The sequence below is a fragment of the Geovibrio ferrireducens genome, from assembly GCF_026226615.1.
GTDB classification, from domain to species: Bacteria; Chrysiogenota; Deferribacteres; order Deferribacterales; family Geovibrionaceae; genus Geovibrio; species Geovibrio ferrireducens.
Window position 1 is genome coordinate 49,844 of the sequence record NZ_JAJAPB010000002.1, and the last position, 17,689, is coordinate 67,532.

14 protein-coding genes are annotated in these 17,689 nt (G+C 48.3%); 7 read left to right on the plus strand and 7 right to left on the minus strand.

Going from position 1 to position 17,689, the window contains the following annotated elements; all coding sequences use genetic code 11:
- Nucleotide 1: 1 nt before the first annotated feature.
- The 7 genes from OSQ85_RS02220 to OSQ85_RS02250 all read right to left on the minus strand — a co-directional run bounded on the left by OSQ85_RS02220 (nt 2) and on the right by OSQ85_RS02250 (nt 9,947).
- On the minus strand, nt 2-1,420 hold the full coding sequence (locus OSQ85_RS02220; protein WP_265821035.1) for an exopolysaccharide biosynthesis polyprenyl glycosylphosphotransferase: 1,419 nt from the start codon (nt 1,418-1,420) through the stop codon (nt 2-4).
- Nucleotides 1,417-2,472, minus strand: coding sequence for a glycosyltransferase family 9 protein (locus OSQ85_RS02225; protein WP_265821036.1), 1,056 nt, complete (start codon nt 2,470-2,472; stop codon nt 1,417-1,419). Before OSQ85_RS02225 ends, OSQ85_RS02220 begins: the two co-directional genes overlap by 4 nt.
- Before the next feature lie 3 nt (nt 2,473-2,475).
- A complete protein-coding gene (gene rfaD / locus OSQ85_RS02230) occupies nt 2,476-3,417 on the minus strand; it encodes an ADP-glyceromanno-heptose 6-epimerase (RefSeq protein ID WP_265821037.1) in 942 nt (313 codons plus the stop codon).
- A gap of 331 nt (nt 3,418-3,748) precedes the next feature.
- A complete protein-coding gene (rfaE1, locus tag OSQ85_RS02235; RefSeq protein ID WP_265821038.1) occupies nt 3,749-5,143 on the minus strand; it encodes a D-glycero-beta-D-manno-heptose-7-phosphate kinase in 1,395 nt (464 codons plus the stop codon).
- A 63-nt stretch (nt 5,144-5,206) separates the two neighbouring features.
- Nucleotides 5,207-5,929, minus strand: coding sequence for a tetratricopeptide repeat protein (locus OSQ85_RS02240; RefSeq protein ID WP_265821039.1), 723 nt, complete (start codon nt 5,927-5,929; stop codon nt 5,207-5,209).
- Entirely contained in the window at nt 5,926-7,134 is a 1,209-nt protein-coding gene (locus OSQ85_RS02245) for a hypothetical protein (RefSeq protein WP_265821040.1), read from the minus strand. The genes OSQ85_RS02240 and OSQ85_RS02245 overlap by 4 nt, the downstream gene beginning before the upstream one ends.
- Nucleotides 7,119-9,947, minus strand: coding sequence for an anaerobic glycerol-3-phosphate dehydrogenase subunit C (locus OSQ85_RS02250; RefSeq protein WP_265821041.1), 2,829 nt, complete (start codon nt 9,945-9,947; stop codon nt 7,119-7,121). The genes OSQ85_RS02245 and OSQ85_RS02250 overlap by 16 nt, the downstream gene beginning before the upstream one ends.
- Before the next feature lie 98 nt (nt 9,948-10,045).
- On the opposite strand from OSQ85_RS02250, the gene OSQ85_RS02255 reads away from it, so the two are divergent.
- The 7 genes from OSQ85_RS02255 to OSQ85_RS02285 all read left to right on the plus strand — a co-directional run bounded on the left by OSQ85_RS02255 (nt 10,046) and on the right by OSQ85_RS02285 (nt 17,688).
- Nucleotides 10,046-10,819 carry an enoyl-CoA hydratase/isomerase family protein gene (locus OSQ85_RS02255; protein ID WP_265821042.1) on the plus strand — a complete coding sequence of 258 codons (774 nt, stop codon included), beginning with the start codon at nt 10,046-10,048 and terminating at the stop codon, nt 10,817-10,819.
- Nucleotides 10,820-10,893: 74 nt separating this feature from the next.
- A complete protein-coding gene (pdxA, locus tag OSQ85_RS02260) occupies nt 10,894-11,847 on the plus strand; it encodes a 4-hydroxythreonine-4-phosphate dehydrogenase PdxA (protein ID WP_265821043.1) in 954 nt (317 codons plus the stop codon).
- Nucleotides 11,831-12,631 (plus strand): 16S rRNA (adenine(1518)-N(6)/adenine(1519)-N(6))-dimethyltransferase RsmA, encoded by an 801-nt coding sequence (gene rsmA / locus OSQ85_RS02265; RefSeq protein ID WP_265821044.1) that lies wholly within the window; start codon nt 11,831-11,833, stop codon nt 12,629-12,631. Before pdxA ends, rsmA begins: the two co-directional genes overlap by 17 nt.
- Nucleotides 12,624-13,241, plus strand: a complete 618-nt coding sequence (locus OSQ85_RS02270) for a 3'-5' exonuclease (RefSeq protein ID WP_265821045.1) — start codon at nt 12,624-12,626, stop codon at nt 13,239-13,241. Before rsmA ends, OSQ85_RS02270 begins: the two co-directional genes overlap by 8 nt.
- Before the next feature lie 228 nt (nt 13,242-13,469).
- Nucleotides 13,470-14,318, plus strand: a complete 849-nt coding sequence (gene accD, locus OSQ85_RS02275; RefSeq protein ID WP_265821046.1) for an acetyl-CoA carboxylase, carboxyltransferase subunit beta — start codon at nt 13,470-13,472, stop codon at nt 14,316-14,318.
- A gap of 82 nt (nt 14,319-14,400) precedes the next feature.
- On the plus strand, nt 14,401-15,450 hold the full coding sequence (locus OSQ85_RS02280) for a bifunctional folylpolyglutamate synthase/dihydrofolate synthase (protein WP_265821394.1): 1,050 nt from the start codon (nt 14,401-14,403) through the stop codon (nt 15,448-15,450).
- 54 nt (nt 15,451-15,504) lie between these two features.
- The gene (locus tag OSQ85_RS02285; RefSeq protein ID WP_265821048.1) at nt 15,505-17,688 is read left to right on the plus strand and encodes an LPS-assembly protein LptD; all 2,184 of its coding nucleotides are present in this window, start codon (nt 15,505-15,507) and stop codon (nt 17,686-17,688) included.
- Nucleotide 17,689 lies beyond the last annotated feature (1 nt).

Sequence of the window (17,689 nt, forward strand, 5' to 3'; positions counted from 1 at the left end):
ACTAATATGCTCCTTCTTTTTTAATCACTGCCTTCACTGTCTTTAAAATTATCATTATATCAAGCCATATGCTCCAGTTTACAACATACCAGCTGTCAAGCCCCACACGGAAGGGGTAGTCGGTGTCGCTCCTTCCGCTGACCTGCCACAGGCCTGTAATCCCCGGCCGCACCATGCAGTAGTATTCGCCGTCCCTGCCGTAATATTCATCCAGCTCTGTCCTGATAATAGGCCTTGGCCCCACCACGCTCATATCCCCTTTCAGTACGTTGATGAACTGGGGCATTTCGTCTATGGATGTTTTTCTTATAAATCTGCCCACTTTTGTAACTCTGGGGTCATCCTTAAGCTTGAATGAGGCTTCCCACTCAGCCCGCTTTGCAGGGTCGCTTTCCAGAATCTCTTTCAGACGGACATCGGCATCCTTATACATTGAGCGCATCTTCAGGACTCCGATGAGTTTTCCGCCCCTGCCTATGCGCTTGTGGCTGTAGAAAGGCGAACCCTTGGACTCAAGACGGATGGCAATTGCCGCAGTTATTATTATAAGCCCTGCAAAAGGGAGCACAAGGAGGGTAAATGCTATATCAAAAGCCCGTTTTGCTATCTTGTTGGCTGTTGAGACCAGATTGTTTTTTGATTTCAGCACAAAAAGCTTGTTATTAAAGAGGTAATGGAACTCACTGTTCATCATCGCCGCCCTTCCGGGTTCCGGCACGGTTATTATCTTGCCCACTCTCCGCCTTACGCTGGTGGTCAGGGCGGTTATTTCATCATGGCTCATCTCGTCTTCAACGAAGACAACCGCAGAAACATCATCCAGCAGTTTTTCTATATCACCGCCAAGAACAGGGTAGGCAGCATTTCTGACCTTCACAGTGTCCGTGCTGCTGCCGCTTACAGGGTAAAAGCCTTTAAGCTCATAGCCGTACCCTTTTTCAGCCAGAAGCGCGGCTGCTGCCTCGGAAGCGGATTCCCCTGTGCCTGCTATGATTATTTTTTCAGTACCCAGACCCATTGAAAAAAGGAATCTTTTGCCTATTCTCCGCACCAGAGGGAAAAGGAAAATACCGTAAAAACACATGAATACAAGGGTAAGACGCGATACCATATCTGTCATTTTACCTACAGAAACTATGGCAAATATAAGTACAAGGCTGAACACGACTGCGCTTATCAGCCCTCTGGTTTCATCGAAAGTGGTTAGTCTTCTGGTATACAGCCCTTTGTAGGCAATCACGGAAATAACGATAACAGGCATCCACCAGAAGCCCGCAAAATACATGAAGGAGAAGCCGAATCTTGTGACCTCAGGGAAGAGAATATCGACTGTATTTCTGGATATTACCGCAGCTTCGAGGGTGATGTAATAAGTGAGCAGGTCAATGAGCATGACAGCGGGTGCAAAAGTCCATCTCATAGTTTAATAAACCTCCCGGCGGCCTCGAAGACTGAGTTCACTGATATTTCATCCATAGATCTGCCCTCTTTCTCCTCAAATCCGAGGCTGATATAGGGCTCCGCACACGCAAGCGAAATGGAATTTTCGCCCGCAGCACCCCATCTTTCCGGACGGACAGCACCGCATATGTCCACCACAGAGCAGCCAAGAGCGGATGCAAGGTGCATTATGCCTGTATTTACACTGATTACAAGTGAAGAAGATTTAAGCAGACGTGCAGTCTCCGCCAGAGAACACCCGGCAGCATTCACAGCCTTTGAGGCGGAAGCGAACCCTTCCGCACGTTCAAAATCAGCCTCTGAGCCCGTGACGGTTATCTCACAGCCTTTTGCTGTCAGCCTTCCGGCAAGCTCAAGCCATCTCTCCTGCGGCCACTCCTTAAGATACCAGCGTCTGCCTCCGGAAAACATATGAAAAACTACGGATTTATCCTTAGCTTCCGTTTCGGTGAAATCTATATGAGGATTTGAGCCTGTGGTTATCCCCGCTGCGCGGGCCAGACTCCGGTAATTGTCAAGCTCATGGACATTCTGCGAATGCTTCACAGATATATCATAGCAGTAATGCCTGTACTGGTTTTCGGTATTAAAGCCTGCGGTAAAAGCGGAATCAAAGCATGAGGCAATAAACGCATCAAAGCGCGGCCACGAGCCGAAATCCAGAACGAAATCGAAATGCCCCAGCCCTTTCACCGTCCTAGCAGCGTTCACCGGGTTTTTATGGTTTATAATAATGACCCTGTCAGAGGGCATAAACATTTTTACTATGGAAGCGTTATCCGCCCCGCAGACAAAAACAAGCTCAGCATCAGGGTAAGTTCTTCTGAAATCACTGACAATTGCGGATATAAGAACAGTGTCCCCTATTGCGGCGGTTTTAAGGAAGGCAGCCCTGCGGACTTCACCCTTTAAGGCTTTCTTCCTTCTGAAAAGTGATTTGGCATAAAGCAGAACCGGACCCGCATATTTGTCAGCATTGCGGATTAGGGAACCTGTACGGAGGTGTTTCATAAACTATTTTATGTAACCGCCTGTCTTTTCCAGAACATCAAGATAAGCACCTACCCCCTGCTCCAGCGAAAGAAACTCAGCCGCATATCCGGCTTTCCTCAGGTTAGTGAGATCGGCCTGGGTATATTTCTGATATTTTCCTTTAAGCTGTTCGGGGAAAGGAATTATCTCCGATTCAAAATTTTTGCCGTATCTTGCCTTGAAAACTTCCGCTATATCAGCAAAACTTCTGGCCTTCCCTGTGCCGCAGTTAAAAATGCCTGAAACACCGGGGTTCTCATAAAGGAACATATTCACCGCAACAACATCGTTTACATGAATAAAATCCCTGCGGAACTCCTCACTCCCTTCAAAAAGCCTGACCTTAGCGCCTTCCTTATGCTGATTAAAGAAATGGAAGGCTACGGAAGCCATTTTCCCCTTATGATTTTCCTGCGGGCCGTAAACATTAAAATAGCGGAGACCAGCAACCTGAGTGCCGACATTCTTTATATTGCGGAAATAGTTATCAAACGAAAATTTTGAGAAAGCGTAAACATTCAGCGGGTACTCGCATTCGGGCTTCTCCGCAAACCCCTCATCACCGTTGCCGTAGACAGATGCGGAAGAGGCGTAAATGAACCTTGCGCCGCGCTCCATGCTGTAATGCAGAAGCTCCTTGCTGTACTCGTAGTTGTTCTGCATCATGTATCTGCCGTCTGTCTCCATTGTGTTGGAGCATGCGCCTTCATGGAAAAATACTTTTATGAAAAACCTGTCCTCTCTGAGAACGGAGAGAAAATCTCGTTTATCTATAAAATCATTGTATTTAAGCTTATTCAGGTTCAGGTGCTTCGCGGGGTTATCCAGACTGTCAACAATAATGATATTGTCCTCACCCATATCGTTAAGCCCTTTTACTATGTTGCTCCCGATAAATCCTGCTCCGCCTGTTACAACTATCATAATAAACACCTTCCTTTTTAACTAACCGAAATTCCTGCGTCCGGTGAAAAACTGTTCCGCATGCTTCTCAAATCCCCCTCTGTCCCCCTTTTTTAAAGGGGGAAGTGACTCTTCACCCTTTCAGGGTTCGCAATGACGCTCATATGAGTCACTGCGAGGAGCAAAACGACGAAGCAGTCTGTCCTTAATAGCTGCAATTCCTACATCCTGTGGAATTTCAGCACACGCTCGCGCCTTGTTAAACAAGGCTTTTCAGCAAGCTTGGTACAGAAACCGCCGAAATCAAAACGGCGGTTTTGCTCCGCACGGCGCAGTTCCTTCCATGGAACTGTTACCTTTTACTCTTCTCCAGTATTGACGTTGTCGAATACCCGTTAACGAAGCTTATGAGGACAGTTTTTCCGGCGTGTTCACGGCCGATGACATCCTCTATTTTATAGTCTGCACCCTTAACAAGTATGTCGGGGCGTATTTTGCTTATCAGTTCGAGAGGTGTGTCCTCACCGAACTTAACAACATAATCCACGGATTCCAGTGAGCAGAGAACCTCCGCCCTGTCATCCTCTGAGTTGACTGGTCTTGACGCACCTTTGAGCCTGCGGACGGAGTCATCCGTATTCAGACCAAGAATAAGAACATCCCCAAGCTTTTTCGCCTCTCTCAGGTATGTGACATGCCCTTTATGAAGTATATCAAAGCATCCGTTGGTGAACACTATGGTTTTGCCCGCTCTTTTCAGGTTTTCAGCTATGCGCAGCATGGCATCAAGCGATGTTGCCGCATGGCTGCTGCCTTCATCATTAAGCTCATTTATATAAACAGGCGCAGTGCCTATTTTGCTCACTACTATTCCGGCGGCTTTGTTGGCTGTGCATGATGCGGCCTCCATTTCATAACCCTTCGCGAGAGATACCGCCAGAGTTGCGACAACAGTATCCCCTGCACCGGAGACATCGAAAACCTCTTTCGCCTCGGTGGGGATATGCTTCACACTTTCAGGGGTGACAATGCTCATCCCCTTGTGAGAGCGGGTTACGAGAAGACACTTAATGCCGTATTCTGCCAGAATTTCCCGTGCGGCGGCGGTGATTTCATCATCAGCATTTTCAACGCTCCTGCCTGCCGCTTCGGCAAGCTCGTTGACGTTGGGCGTAACAATGTCCGCACCCTTGTACCTGCTCCAGTCATGCCCCTTGGGGTCAACTATAACCTTTTTACCGTATTCTGCGGCTTTTTCGATCACATACCGGCAGACTTCATCGGTGCAGATACCTTTCCCGTAGTCTGAGAGAACCACAGTTCCGCATTCCGCGGCGGCATTATCTATAAAATTTTTATATTCGTCACTGAGGCTGACCGGAACAATCTCTTCAAAGTCCAGCCTGACAACCTGCTGTTTTTCACCGATTACACGGAGCTTTGTCACTGTGGGAAGCTCACGTTCAACAAAGCAGCACTCAGCACCCAGCTCACCCAGAAGCCCTTTCAGGGTAACGGCATTATCATCCCTGCCGCAGGCTGAAAGCATAACACCCTTTGCCCCCAGATGGGTTATATTGCTGAGGACATTCCCCGCACCGCCAAGAGTGAGTCTGGTGTCCTTCACCCTCACAACGGGAACCGGAGCCTCCGGTGAAATTCTGCGGACAGAGCCGAAATAATATTTATCAAGCATAACATCCCCTACTACGAGGACTTTAGTGCCTGTAAAGTCATAGTTTGACATGAAGATTACCTCTAAGAAATCTGACGTGTTTTTAGCATTTTTTAACGTGCGCACGCAACGGAATTAATTAAGCCTTGCCCTGAGTTCGCCCAGTTTTTCTGCCGCATCCGTGTATTCAGTCTGTCCGGATTCCACCTGCTCGAACCAGTAGATAGCGTCGTACAGTTCCGCATTAGAAACATCCGGCAGGTCTCTCAGGCTGATGTAGACATCCATGCCCGCCTTGTATGCAGCGGAGCTTCTCATCGCCTTGCCTTCGGGGGAGAGAGCTGACAAACGGTTGAAGCTTTCGAAAGCCCTTCTGTAGTTGCCCTGTTCGTAAAAGCTTTTCGCCCTGCGGTATGCAACGTCCGGAGCCTTATTCAGAAGCGGCTCCGCATCACGTGATATGCGTTCAATAAGCCTGTCCGCATTCTCTTTGGAGGGAGCAGTGGAAGGAACCCTGTCCAGAAGTTCAAGGGCGCGGACAATATTCACCCTCGCCTGATCGGAGTTGCCCTGCATGGCGAGGTTAACAGCCTCTTCATAAAGGCGTGAAGCTTCCCTGTAGTTCTCCTCTCCGGTTACTATGTCGTAAAGCTTTGCCTTAAGCAGGATAGCCTTCCGGTTGAGGATATTTTTATCCATTGATTCCTTTACTTTTTCGTGAGCCTCAAAATATTTCTTCTGTTCATAAAGCTTTACCGCTTCATTATACAAAGCATGACTCTCATCTGACAAATAGTTGTAAAGCAGAGCACCGAAAAAGACCGAGATCAGCACGAAGCCTATGAGAAATTTTTTCATTTTATCTGTCCGCTTAAATAAGCCTTAAGTTCGGCACTTTTTATTTTCTGCGCCGCGGCGGATGCCTTGCTTCTGTCCCCCATCCCTATGTGGGCAAGGGCAGCGTAATAGTAATCACGGTCATCCGTACCTTTGGAGGCGACTTCCAGAAGGCGGCCGAACCTTTTTTTACGGTAAAGAAGCTCAGCTATATCAAACTTATTGGAACAGGCGGCAAACTCACCGAAGGATTTGCCGTCATACAGGTTTTTATCTATCATATAAGGCACATATTCGCATACGCCGCGCACTGCCGAACCGAAAGCATCCACATCTGCATCAAGGGGGGTTTTGCCTGATTTGATAAGGCATGCTGTCTTTGTTTTGGCAAAATCAGCGTTTTTCTCCTTGATGCATCCGTCCAGAAGCGCACAGTCAAAATCCGCTCCGGTCTGTTTGTATGACTCAATGGCACGGCAGAAGGCTGCGGATTCAAGTCCGTAGCTTTTGCGGTTTGCCTCAAAGCTTGTTATATATGATTTGTAGTCCTTGATATTCCAGAGCCTGTCCAGAGCGAGATTAACCATGTCCGCATCCTTATAAACTCCGTAAACCTTCCAGAAATAGTCATAGTTGCCGTTTTTATAGAAGAGAACTCCGAAATATTTTGCCTGCTCGGCGGTAAGGTTTTTGGGGTTAATGCCTGAGAACAGAGCCTCAGCGGCTTTCGGGTCGCCCTGAGATTTCCCTGCGGCGGCAAGGAGCACCTTGGAATCGTTTGATGCGGAGGCAACAGCCCTGGCAGCGGCGGAATCCATCGGGCAGGATGATTCGGTATAAACCGCAGCACCTGCGGCGGATGTGCCGGAGATAAGCTCTTTTCTCGCCTCTGCGCAGTCTCTGCGGATCAGAAAGCGCATCTTATCCCCTTTGATCACATTCTGATCGAAGCGGGAATCAGCCACACTCTCAATTTTGGCAAAATATGAGTACGCCCCGTCCGTGTCCCCATCTTCAAGGAGGATGCGGTACATGAGATACTCTGCGTAATGCCTGTTAGCCTGATCAGGAGAATCGGCCAGATAAGCCTCAAAGCCCATTCTGGCAACGCTGTTCAGTCCGTCCTTATACGCGTTCAGACCCATAAGGTAGTCCCCTTCATCCGCACCGGCGGAACCAAAGGCGAGCACACTTACAAGCAGAAAGGCTGTCAGTCTTCCAAACATTCCTTAAGCACCTCAACCGGGTGTTTTACTGTTTTACTGCCCAGATGCTGCATCTGGATTGTGCAGGTGGGGCAGTCCGTCACGCCGTAATCGGCCTCGGATTCGTTAAGCTTGTCCAGCATCGGCTTGCCGATCTTTGTGCTGAGCTCAAAGTTGTCCGCCTTCATCCCCCAGCTTCCCGCCATTCCGCAGCAGTTGCTGTTAAGGTCTGTCACCTTAACTCCGGGAAGGGAGGCAAGCATCTCCACAGAGCAGTTGTTGTCTGCCTGCACTTTCATATGACATGATTTATGATAGGAAAGTTTCAGATTTTTCTCTTTAACTCTCAGCCGGTTTCTGCGCTGATTCACAAGGGCGGTGACATGGATGAGCTTTTTGCTCACCGCCTCCACCTGAGAATCGCTCATAAGAAACTTCCATTCCTTAAGGAGCGACAGCCCGCAGGAAGAGCATGAAACCACAACATAGTCCGCCTCTTCCATTGCTTTGCCCCAGCTTGCGAGGTTCTTCTTAACCCTCAGCTTCGCATCCTCGGTCATCCCTTTTGAGAGGAAGGGGATACCGCAGCAGAACTGCTCCGGCAGGACAACCTCACAGCCTATGTGCTCCAGCACATCCATTGTGGCCATGCCCAGTCCGGGGTTGATATAGCTGGCGTAGCATCCTGCAAAATAGACAACCTTAAGCTCGCCTTTTTTACGGAAAGCGCGGCTCTTTGCCCTCTCGAAGAGCGATTTGCCCTCAAATCCCACAAAAGGACGCTCAGCGGTGACTCCGGTCATAACTTCCACAACCTTGCGGTTGAGCTTGAGCTTCATAGCCTTAGTGATCAGCGGGCTTATCTTATGGGTATATTTTCCGAGAAGATCACAGTTAGAGATTATTTTATTATCAAGCCCCGCACCGTACTTTTTAACATACATCGCCTTTGCTTCAATGGAGAGTTTGGGGATATTGACATTGGACGGACATTCCATCACGCAGCTTCCGCAGTTTACACATTTGTTGATAACGTTCTGGAAAGCCTCCTCGTACAGGGAATCATTGTCTATAGTGCCGCTTATAAGCGCGCGGAGAACATTCGCCTTCGCCTTCGGGGCGGCGGTTTCGTCCCTTGTGGCTTTATAAACCGGGCACATCCTTGTTGCGGAGGTAACGGTTGTGCACTTTGAACAGCCGTGGCATTTTTCAGCCTCGTCAGTGAAGCCTTCGTTCCATACAAGGTGCTTTCCGCTTAAGTCCATGCTGCGGTAGTCGGAACCGAAGCGGAGGAATTTCATCATCTGCTCATCGTCACAGACGGTTTTTATATCGGGGTTGAGGAGATCCTCAACATCAAAAGCCGCTTTTGTTTCAAGGAAAAGCGGGTAAATATCCTTATACTGTTCTTTGATATATGCGCTTCTCAGTCTGCCGTCTCCGTGCTCGCCGCTTACAACTCCGCCAAGGGAGTTCACAAGCTTAAACACATCATCTGCAAGGATTTTCAGCATCTCTATATCATGCGGGTCTTTCAGATCAAGGAGCGGTCTGGTGTGGAGAAGCCCCTTTGCTATATGCCCGTAAATGACAAACTCCGCCCTGTGGCCTCTCAGTATGGCGTACAGACCTTTGAAATAGTCCACCAGCCTGTCCGTAGGCACTGCCGCATCCTCAATGAGGGCGAGGATCTTCTTGCGCCCTTTAAGCTTATAGAGTATAGGCACAGCCGCCTTGCGCACAGCCCAGAACTTCGCCGCCTCCTCTTCCGATGCCGCCACGGAGGCAGACGAGGAGAGATCCTTAATATCAGCCATGGCCTGTTCGGCCAGTCTGCGCACCTCTTCCCTGTCATAACCGTCGTACTCAATCATCAGAACGTTGTCCACACCTTCGGGTATGGCTTCCTTAAGTTTAGCGTCCGATTCTCTGGCAAGGTTGAGGAGTGATTTATCCATTATTTCAATGCCGGAAGGTGCGGAAGGCAGAACCCTCTGCACAGCCTGAGCGGACTTGACTATATCATCGAAATAAGCAACCACGAGGCTGTCAAAATCGGGCTTTTCATGCAGACGGAAGGTAAGCTCCGTGACTATGGCGAGTGTGCCTTCCGAGCCGCCCAGAAGCTTGCCTATGTGCAGCCCGCCGTTCTCTGTCAGCCCTCTTAAATTGTAGCCGGAAACATTACAGCGGATTGAGGGGTAGGCGTTCTCTATCTTCTCTTTATTATCTTCATAAAGCCTGTACAGCTTTTTGAACTTAGGCGGAAGCTTGTCAAACGGGGTGGTTTCAAGGGTTTTGATGGTGGTTTCCGTTCCGTCTGCGAGGATAAGCTTTGCATCTTCTATATAGTCGGAAACATTGCCGTATTTAACGGAGTGCGCTCCGCTGGCGTTTGTTCCGTACATCCCGCCGAAGCTGGCATATTCGCCGCTTGAAGGATCGGGAGGAAAGAAAAGCCCCTTTCCCCTGAGCTCAACTTCAAGCTCGCCGAAGCGGTAGCCCGGCTGACAGGTAAAGGTTTTCCCCTTTTCATCCAGTTCCACAAGGGTGTTCATGTATTTGGAAAAGTCAAGTATCAGCCCCTTCCCCACGGCAGAACCGCAAAGGCCGCTGCCTGAACCTCTTGTGTGGATCGAGAGCCCGTAGCGGGATGAGAACTTCACCACTGTTTTAATGTCGTCTTTATCGCGAGGATACACCACGCAGGCCGGCTCCACCCTGAAAATGCTGCCGTCCGTTGAGTGCATGTATCTTCTTATTTTATCGGTGTAAACATCACCCTTAACATTTTCCGAAAGCTCTTCAAAAATATTTTTGGTCAGTTGAGGCATTGTTTCTCCTGTTGTTTATGGGTTCTGTAACCTATAATAATAGATGATCTCCTGAAAATATAAAGACATAATTTATCAAAAAATAATAAGGCAGGGTTATGGAAAAGCTAACATATGAAAAGAAAAACAGAATAGCTTATATCACCTTGAACAGACCGGAGGCACTGAACGCCCTTGATGAGGAGCTTAACAGGGAGCTTGAAGAAGTATGGGACGATTTTGCTTTATGCTCCGAAACGGACATAGTGATCATAACCGGAGCGGGAAAATCATTCTGTGCCGGGGCAGATCTCAAGACATTCATACCAAAATGGAAAAAAGCAGACCTCTATTCACTCAGGCAAAACGCCCAAACAGGCCTTGCCGGGGGGATAACCAGAGGAAAGCACAGAATATACAAGCCAGTAATTGCCGCTGTTAACGGTCATGCGATAGGCGCGGGATTTGAACTTGCCCTCGCATGCGACATACGGATAGCATCTGAAAAAGCAAAATTCGGAGTATTTGAAACCCGTTATGGTCTGCATCAGGGGGACGGAGGTTTGGTTCGCCTCTGTGCAATTGCAGGAACAGCCGTCGCCGCTGATCTCTCCATGACAGGCAGGGAAATCAGCGCTGAGGAGGCACTGAAGCTTGGTCTGGTGAGCAGGGTTGTTCCCGCAGAGGAACTAATGAAAACAGCCGAGGAATACGCCGGGATGATACTGAAAAACAGCCAGCGTGCCGTACGCTCAGTAAAAGAAACCATAATTAATATTCAGGGGTGCTCCTTTGATGACGCTTTACGGCTCGAAGCGATAAACGGATACTCATGCCTCGGTGATTTTTCGGAGGCGGAAGAAAGGTTAAAGGCCTTCATCAAAAAACAGTAAACGCCGCCCGCAAAAAAAGCAGCCGCGGAAAGTATAGCTTGATAAATCATCCGCTTCGGTATTATCTTCTGCCTATGAAAAAAACTGTAATCGGAATCACAATCGGCGACCCTGCCGGAATAGGCGCTGAAATAGCCGCCAAATACGCACTGAACCAGCCGGAAAGCGTGAGGACAGTCTTCATAGGCTACCGCTTCATACTGGAAGATGCGTTCAGGAATATACTGAAAACGGAAATGCCCGAAATAGAGATCATTGAACCGGATGAAAAAGCGGACTTTGAAATAGAATACGGAAAAATAAAGGGCGAATACGGAAAAGCATCCATGCTTTTTGTTGAAAAAGCTGTGAGAATGGCGCAGTCAGGGGAAATTGACGCCGTTGTCACCTGCCCCATTAATAAAAAATCCATTCAGCTCGGCGGGTACAGCTTCCCCGGACACACTGAATTTTTAGGTTATCTCACTGATACAACAGATTTCTCCATGCTCCTTGTCGGGGACAGGGTGCGCACTCTCCTTGCCACAACCCATGTGCCCCTGTGCAACCTGACAGCTAAGCTGGATGTTCATACGGTGCTCACCGCCATACGCAACGCCCATAACGCTGGCAGATTCTTCTGCAAGGGTGCGCCGAAAATCGCTGTTCTTGGACTTAACCCCCACGCCGGAGACAACGGAGCCCTTGGGGACGAGGAGCAGAGCATAATTTCCCCTGCCATTGAGCAGGCAGTAAAGGAAGGCATAAACGCAGGCGGGCCATACCCAGCGGATTCGCTTTTCCCGAAGGTACTCAAGGGCGAGTTTGACTTTGTGGTGTGCATGTACCATGATCAGGGAATGATCCCTGTTAAGATGGAATCCTTCGGCAATGCTGTGAACGTTACCCTCAACCTGCCAATTATACGCACCTCCGTAGACCACGGAACCGCATTTGACATAGCCGGAAAAAACACAGCCTCCCCCTCCTCTTTATACAGGGCGGTGAAGGTGGCACAGGAAATGGTGATTAATGCTCGATCTGCTTAAACTTTTCAAAGAGGAACAGGGAAGAACGAAAAAAGCGTTCGGACAGCACTTCCTCACCAACACGCATATACTCGATCTCATAGTGAGCGCAGCAGAAATAGAGAAAGGCGACCATGTTCTTGAGATAGGCCCCGGCTGCGGTGTACTTACCCACAGGCTGCTTGAGGCGGGCGCAAACGTGACCGCAGTTGACATAGACGGCGAACTGGTTTCATTCCTCAAGCGCTATCTGCATGTTTACAAAAACTTCCGTGTAATCCATTCGGACTTCATGGAGTTTGACACTTCCCTCCTTGAAACGGACAGGCTGAAAATAATCGGCAACCTGCCGTACAACGTGTCCGTGGACATCACAGCCAAATGTACTGAACTGCACGGCATAACTGACCGCATGATATTCATGTACCAGAAAGAGGTCGCGGACAGAATAGCAGCGAAATCTGGCTCAAAGGCATACTCATCCATAACCGTTATGACCGATTACTTCTATGATAAGAAGAAAATAAAGGACATTTCCGGCGGCAACTTTTATCCCAACACAAAAGTGTTTTCATCGATCCTGAAATTCACTCCCCATGCCAAGGAAAATGTCGGTAACGAAAAGGAGTTCCTCGCTTTCCTGCGGAGGTGCTTCACTCAGAAGCGCAAAACACTCCGCAATAACCTCATGGGGGTCGAAAACCCCGAAACGGTGATAGAAAAAGCAGGGCTTAAGCCTTCCATCCGTGCGGAGGAGATGAATCTGGAAGATTTTATACGCCTTTTCAGGATAATAAATGATTAATAAACCCATCGAGGAACTGACCTTTACCGTATTTGACACGGAAACAACGGGCATGTCGCCGGAAAAAGGCTCAAGGCTGGTTGAGATCGCCGCAGTGAAAATCGAGCCTAACCTCACACTGAACCTCCAGAACCGATTTGAAACCCTCATAGATCCCTGCTGCGAAATACCCTATCAGGCTTACAAAGTTCACGGCATAAGCCGCTCTATGGTGCGGGGCAAGCCCACTGCTGAAATAGTTATACCCGAATTTGTCAGCTTCGTGGGGGACAGCATAGCCATAGCCCACAATGCGGGATTCGACTGCAAATTTGTTTACCACACACTGGAAAAATGCCAGCCTTCACATAGTTTTACAAAAATAATAGATACAATAGGCCTCGCCAGACTTGCGTTTCCCGGACTGACAAGCTATAGTCTTGACAACCTGATGTCACAATTGGAACTGGATATTCCCGTTCCCGCCGCATACAGGCACAGGGCACTGTTTGACGCTGCGCACACGGCGCTTCTCACCGTGCGCTGTTTTGAGGCTCTCCACGCAAAAGGTGTGCGCACAATGAAGGATCTCCTCGGCAGACAGGGGAGACTGTTCTATAAATGGCTGTAATACAACAGGAAAAAACAGACCTGTTGCATAAAATACAAAAAAACAATAAAATCATCAGTTGTGTTTGATTGTTTTGAACACAGGATGCAGTTTTTGTATTATTACGGAAGGCACAGGAAGTGCCGCCGCCGTGCGAAGCGAAGGACGGTTCATCCGTCCGCGAGCGTGTATGCAAAAAACGCAGGACGCGGTTTTTTGCATTATTAAATCAGAAGGAGACTAACCCATATGGGAATAACCGACTTTTTGTTGGAAAAGATCACCAAAGTCAGCTCTCAGAAAAAGGACATGAAAGAAAATATATGGAGCAAATGCTCCGGCTGCGGGGAAATAAGCTACCGTCAGGAAATAGAGGACAACTACCAGTGCTGCCCCAAATGCGATTTTCACTTCCCCGTTTCTGCAATGCAGAAGATAGAGTACATCATAGACCCCCATTCCTTTATAGAGTTCGACGCAGGCATCCGCTCCCTTGACCCGCTGAAATTCAAAGACAGTAAAAAATACCCGGACAGAATAAAAGCCGCAGTCAAAAAAATGGACATGAATGACGCATTCGTGGGCGGCATGGGAAAAATCAACGGCCGCGAAGTGAATATCGGCGGTATTGAGTTCGGATTCCTCGGCGGCAGCATGGGCAGCGTTGTGGGCGAAAAAATCACCAGACTGGTGGAAAACGCAGTGAAGCACCGCAGACACGTTATCACCATATCCTGCTCAGGCGGCGCGAGAATGCAGGAGAGCATACTCTCCCTCATGCAGATGGCAAAAACATCCGCAGCCCTCGCCAAACTCCGCATGGAAGGTCTTGGGCATATATCACTCCTCACTGACCCCACAACAGGCGGCGTTACTGCAAGCTACGCCATGCTCGGCGATGTGATAATAGCTGAGCCCAAGGCTCTGATCTGCTTTGCAGGACCCAGAGTTATAGAGCAGACAATCAGGCAGAAACTGCCCGAAGGCTTCCAGCGTTCGGAGTTTCTCCTTGAGCACGGCATGGTGGACATAGTTTCCCACCGCAAACGCTGGAGAAAAGACATGACAAGGGTTCTGGACTTCTTCGGCTACAACTGACAAGGAAAAAGCCATTAACGCTTTTGAAGAATATTTCAGAAACACGGGTGAGTTCAAAAACCTTGAGCTCACCCTTTCGCGTATTGAGGGTGCACTGGCCGAAGCCGGTTTCAGGGAAGAGTCACTGGGCAGAATAATCCATGTGGCCGGAACAAACGGCAAAGGCTCCACATGCCGCTTCACAGCGGACATGCTCAAGGCATGCGGCTATAAAACAGCCCTGTTCACCTCCCCGCATATTCTCAAAGTCAATGAACGCATCGTGTCTGACGGGCGTGATATAAGCGATGCGGATTTTGACCGCATATTCGCCGGATGCGTACCGCTTATAGAAAAATACCGCCTCTCATATTTCGAAGCGCTTACCCTCATTGCTTTTATGTATTTCTCAGAACTTAAGCCGGATTTCTCCGTCATAGAAACGGGGATGGGGGGAAGGTTCGATTCTTCAAATGTTCTGAATGTCAAACTGCCTGTCATCACTGCCATTGCCAAGGATCACGCCGCTTTTCTGGGAAACAGTATTTACCGCATAGCTGATGAGAAGCTGGCGATAATTAAGGACAACAGAACCGTTATGCTGGGGATGAATACGCCCTCCGTCACGGAATACATCAGAAAAGCACTGCCTGATAAAAAAATTATATTCACAGAAGAGGCAAGCTCAGAAGTGCCTGCCCCATTCGGGAAAAACCTTGCTCTGGCGGAGAATATTGTGAAGGAGCTCACAGGGAAGCTGCCCCTGAACTTTGTTCCGGTGCTTCCTCCGTGCAGAATGGAACGGATAGGAAGATTCATCCTTGACGGCGCGCACAACCCGCACGGCATGCATGAACTGGTGAAGTCTGCCGATGCATCGAAGATAGGCAGTGTGCTTATCTCCTCCACTGCGGACAGGGATATAAAAAAGCTCGTCGCCCTTCTCTCCCCTAAGTTCCGGAATATCGTAATAACCGAAATTCCGGATAACGAAAGAAGCCTGCGCCTCCCCCTTGACATAGCGGGAACCGTGCAGGAAAAGGACGCTGCAAAAGCGCTCAACATAGCGGTTGAACTTGCGGGAAATGCTGATATACTTGTCAGCGGCTCACTTTATTTGTGCGCCCATATAAAAAAGCTTCTTTCGGATTAATATTTAAAACCTGTGTGCCGCCCCGGCGGAAATGTGTTAAGAAGGGAAACTCGCGTGATCAGACTATTGCTTATTATTCTTTTTACTTCATATATATCCGCAAATGCAGCGGAAATCTTTGTCCCCTCTGGCACTAAGGCGGACAATATCACCCTTGAGGCGGACGAAATGTTCGCGCCGGACAACCTTACCTTTGAGGCCACAGGAAACGTTGTAATCATGCGTGACAATTCCACGCTCACAGCAGACAAAGTTATATACAACAGGGAGACAGGCGTTTTTGATGCCAGCGGGAATGTCCGCCTGAGAGAAGGCGGCAACTTTTTTGACTGCACAAACCTCACATATGACTTTGCTCAGGAAAAAGGAACATTCATTGATGTCAAAGGCTTTGTTGAGCCCTATCATTACCTTGAGGCGGAAAAGTTTGAACGCACCGGACAGGATAACTTCCTGATCGAGAAAGGGCGCTTCACCACATGCCCCGGAGAGGTTCCGGACTGGTCATTCACTTCAAGCCGCGCCACCATGGACATAGGCCACTATATAAAAGCAACCAACACCACCGGCTGGATAAAAAGCGTTCCGGTGCTCTACACCCCCTACATGATTTACCCTATCAAAAAAGAGCGTGAAAGCGGCCTCCTTATTCCAAAAATAGGTTCAAACTCCGAAAGGGGAACCATGATAGGCCTCAAGTATTTCCGCGACATCAACATAGACAAGGATGCCACCATCGGCACAAATATATATTCAACTGGAATAGTCCACTATCTCGGCGAATACAGATACGCCAAGAGCATGAACGAGAATATTTACATTTACGGCGAATATATTGATGACTGGGAGAGCGAATCGGACAAAAGAAACAGGTATCTGCTTTATCAGGACTCCAACTTTAAAATAGGCGATAATACCGAAATGTACATTGAGATGGATTATGTCTCGGATTACAGGTATTTGAGAGATATAGCAGACACAGAAATGGTGGATGACTATGACAATCCGGATAACAAATTCTACGCAGATTTCAGGCTGATTCACAGAACAGAATATGCTGATTTCGGAATCCGCTTTAAAAACGACATGCAGTTCACAGATATAGACAACGGCTACAAAAAGACGGAGGTTTACAGACTGCCGAATCTTTTTGTAAGAAAAAACCTCCGCCAGGGCTTTCTCGGCCTCAATTACACAGCCGATCTTGACCATGTTCTCTACAGGGAAAAAACCATTTACCCGGCCTCAAGCAGTAATGATTTGATTGTGGAAGATGAATATCAGCGCCTGCACCTCACAACGGAAATTTATACCCCCATCAACCTCAGAGTAGCCACATTCAAGCCATATGCCGAAATAATGGCTACAAAGTGGGAGGGAATAGCCGAAGCTCCGAATGTGAAAAACAGCAGGGGAACAAGCATAGCGCAGATAAATGCGGATGACAGCTCAATAGAGCGTCTCTCATACAGAATCGGTTATGAAATAGCACTGAACGAAATCTACAGAAAATATGATAAATTCTCCCACTCCATATACAACACATTCAGGTACGAACAGATACCGGAGCTTGACCACTCAGCCATCCCTGAGAGAATAGAAGGCGACCTCATAGAAGGAACAAAAAGCTACACATACTTCTTTAAAAACTATTTTGACGCAGAAAAATGGAATCTGGATGCCTCCCTTGAGCAGACATACGATGCAATGCTCAGCGAAGACCGCCTGAGACCGATAATAGCCAAAATAAACTACAACTATGACAAAAGGCTGAATGTTTACCTCAGGCACGACTATGACCACAGCGATGCGGACACATCCCTCCTCAACCAGAGGATTTCCTTCTCCACAGGCTTAGTGACATTCAGCGAGGAATATCTTTACGAAGATATGGACTACACCGATGAAACCGAGAACACATCCCTTGAATTCAGCGTGAGTCTCAACTTCAGAAAATTTGAACTTGCTTTTCAAACCAAAACATCAGGTAAAAACGAACATATGTCACTCAATAACCTGCGCACAATAAGCAACTCCATCTACGGCACATATAAATCAGGCTGCTGGCACATGGGGCTTTCCGTCACACAGAAGGAGTATAACCCCATTGATGACAAAGGCGGCTACTCCGGCAGGGAGCAGATAATATACTTCGTAATCGGCCTCCAGGGGCTCGGCACTTTCAGAAGCCCTGTATCATCAACAAGATCTGCGGATAGAGTTGACAACTTCTTCTAAT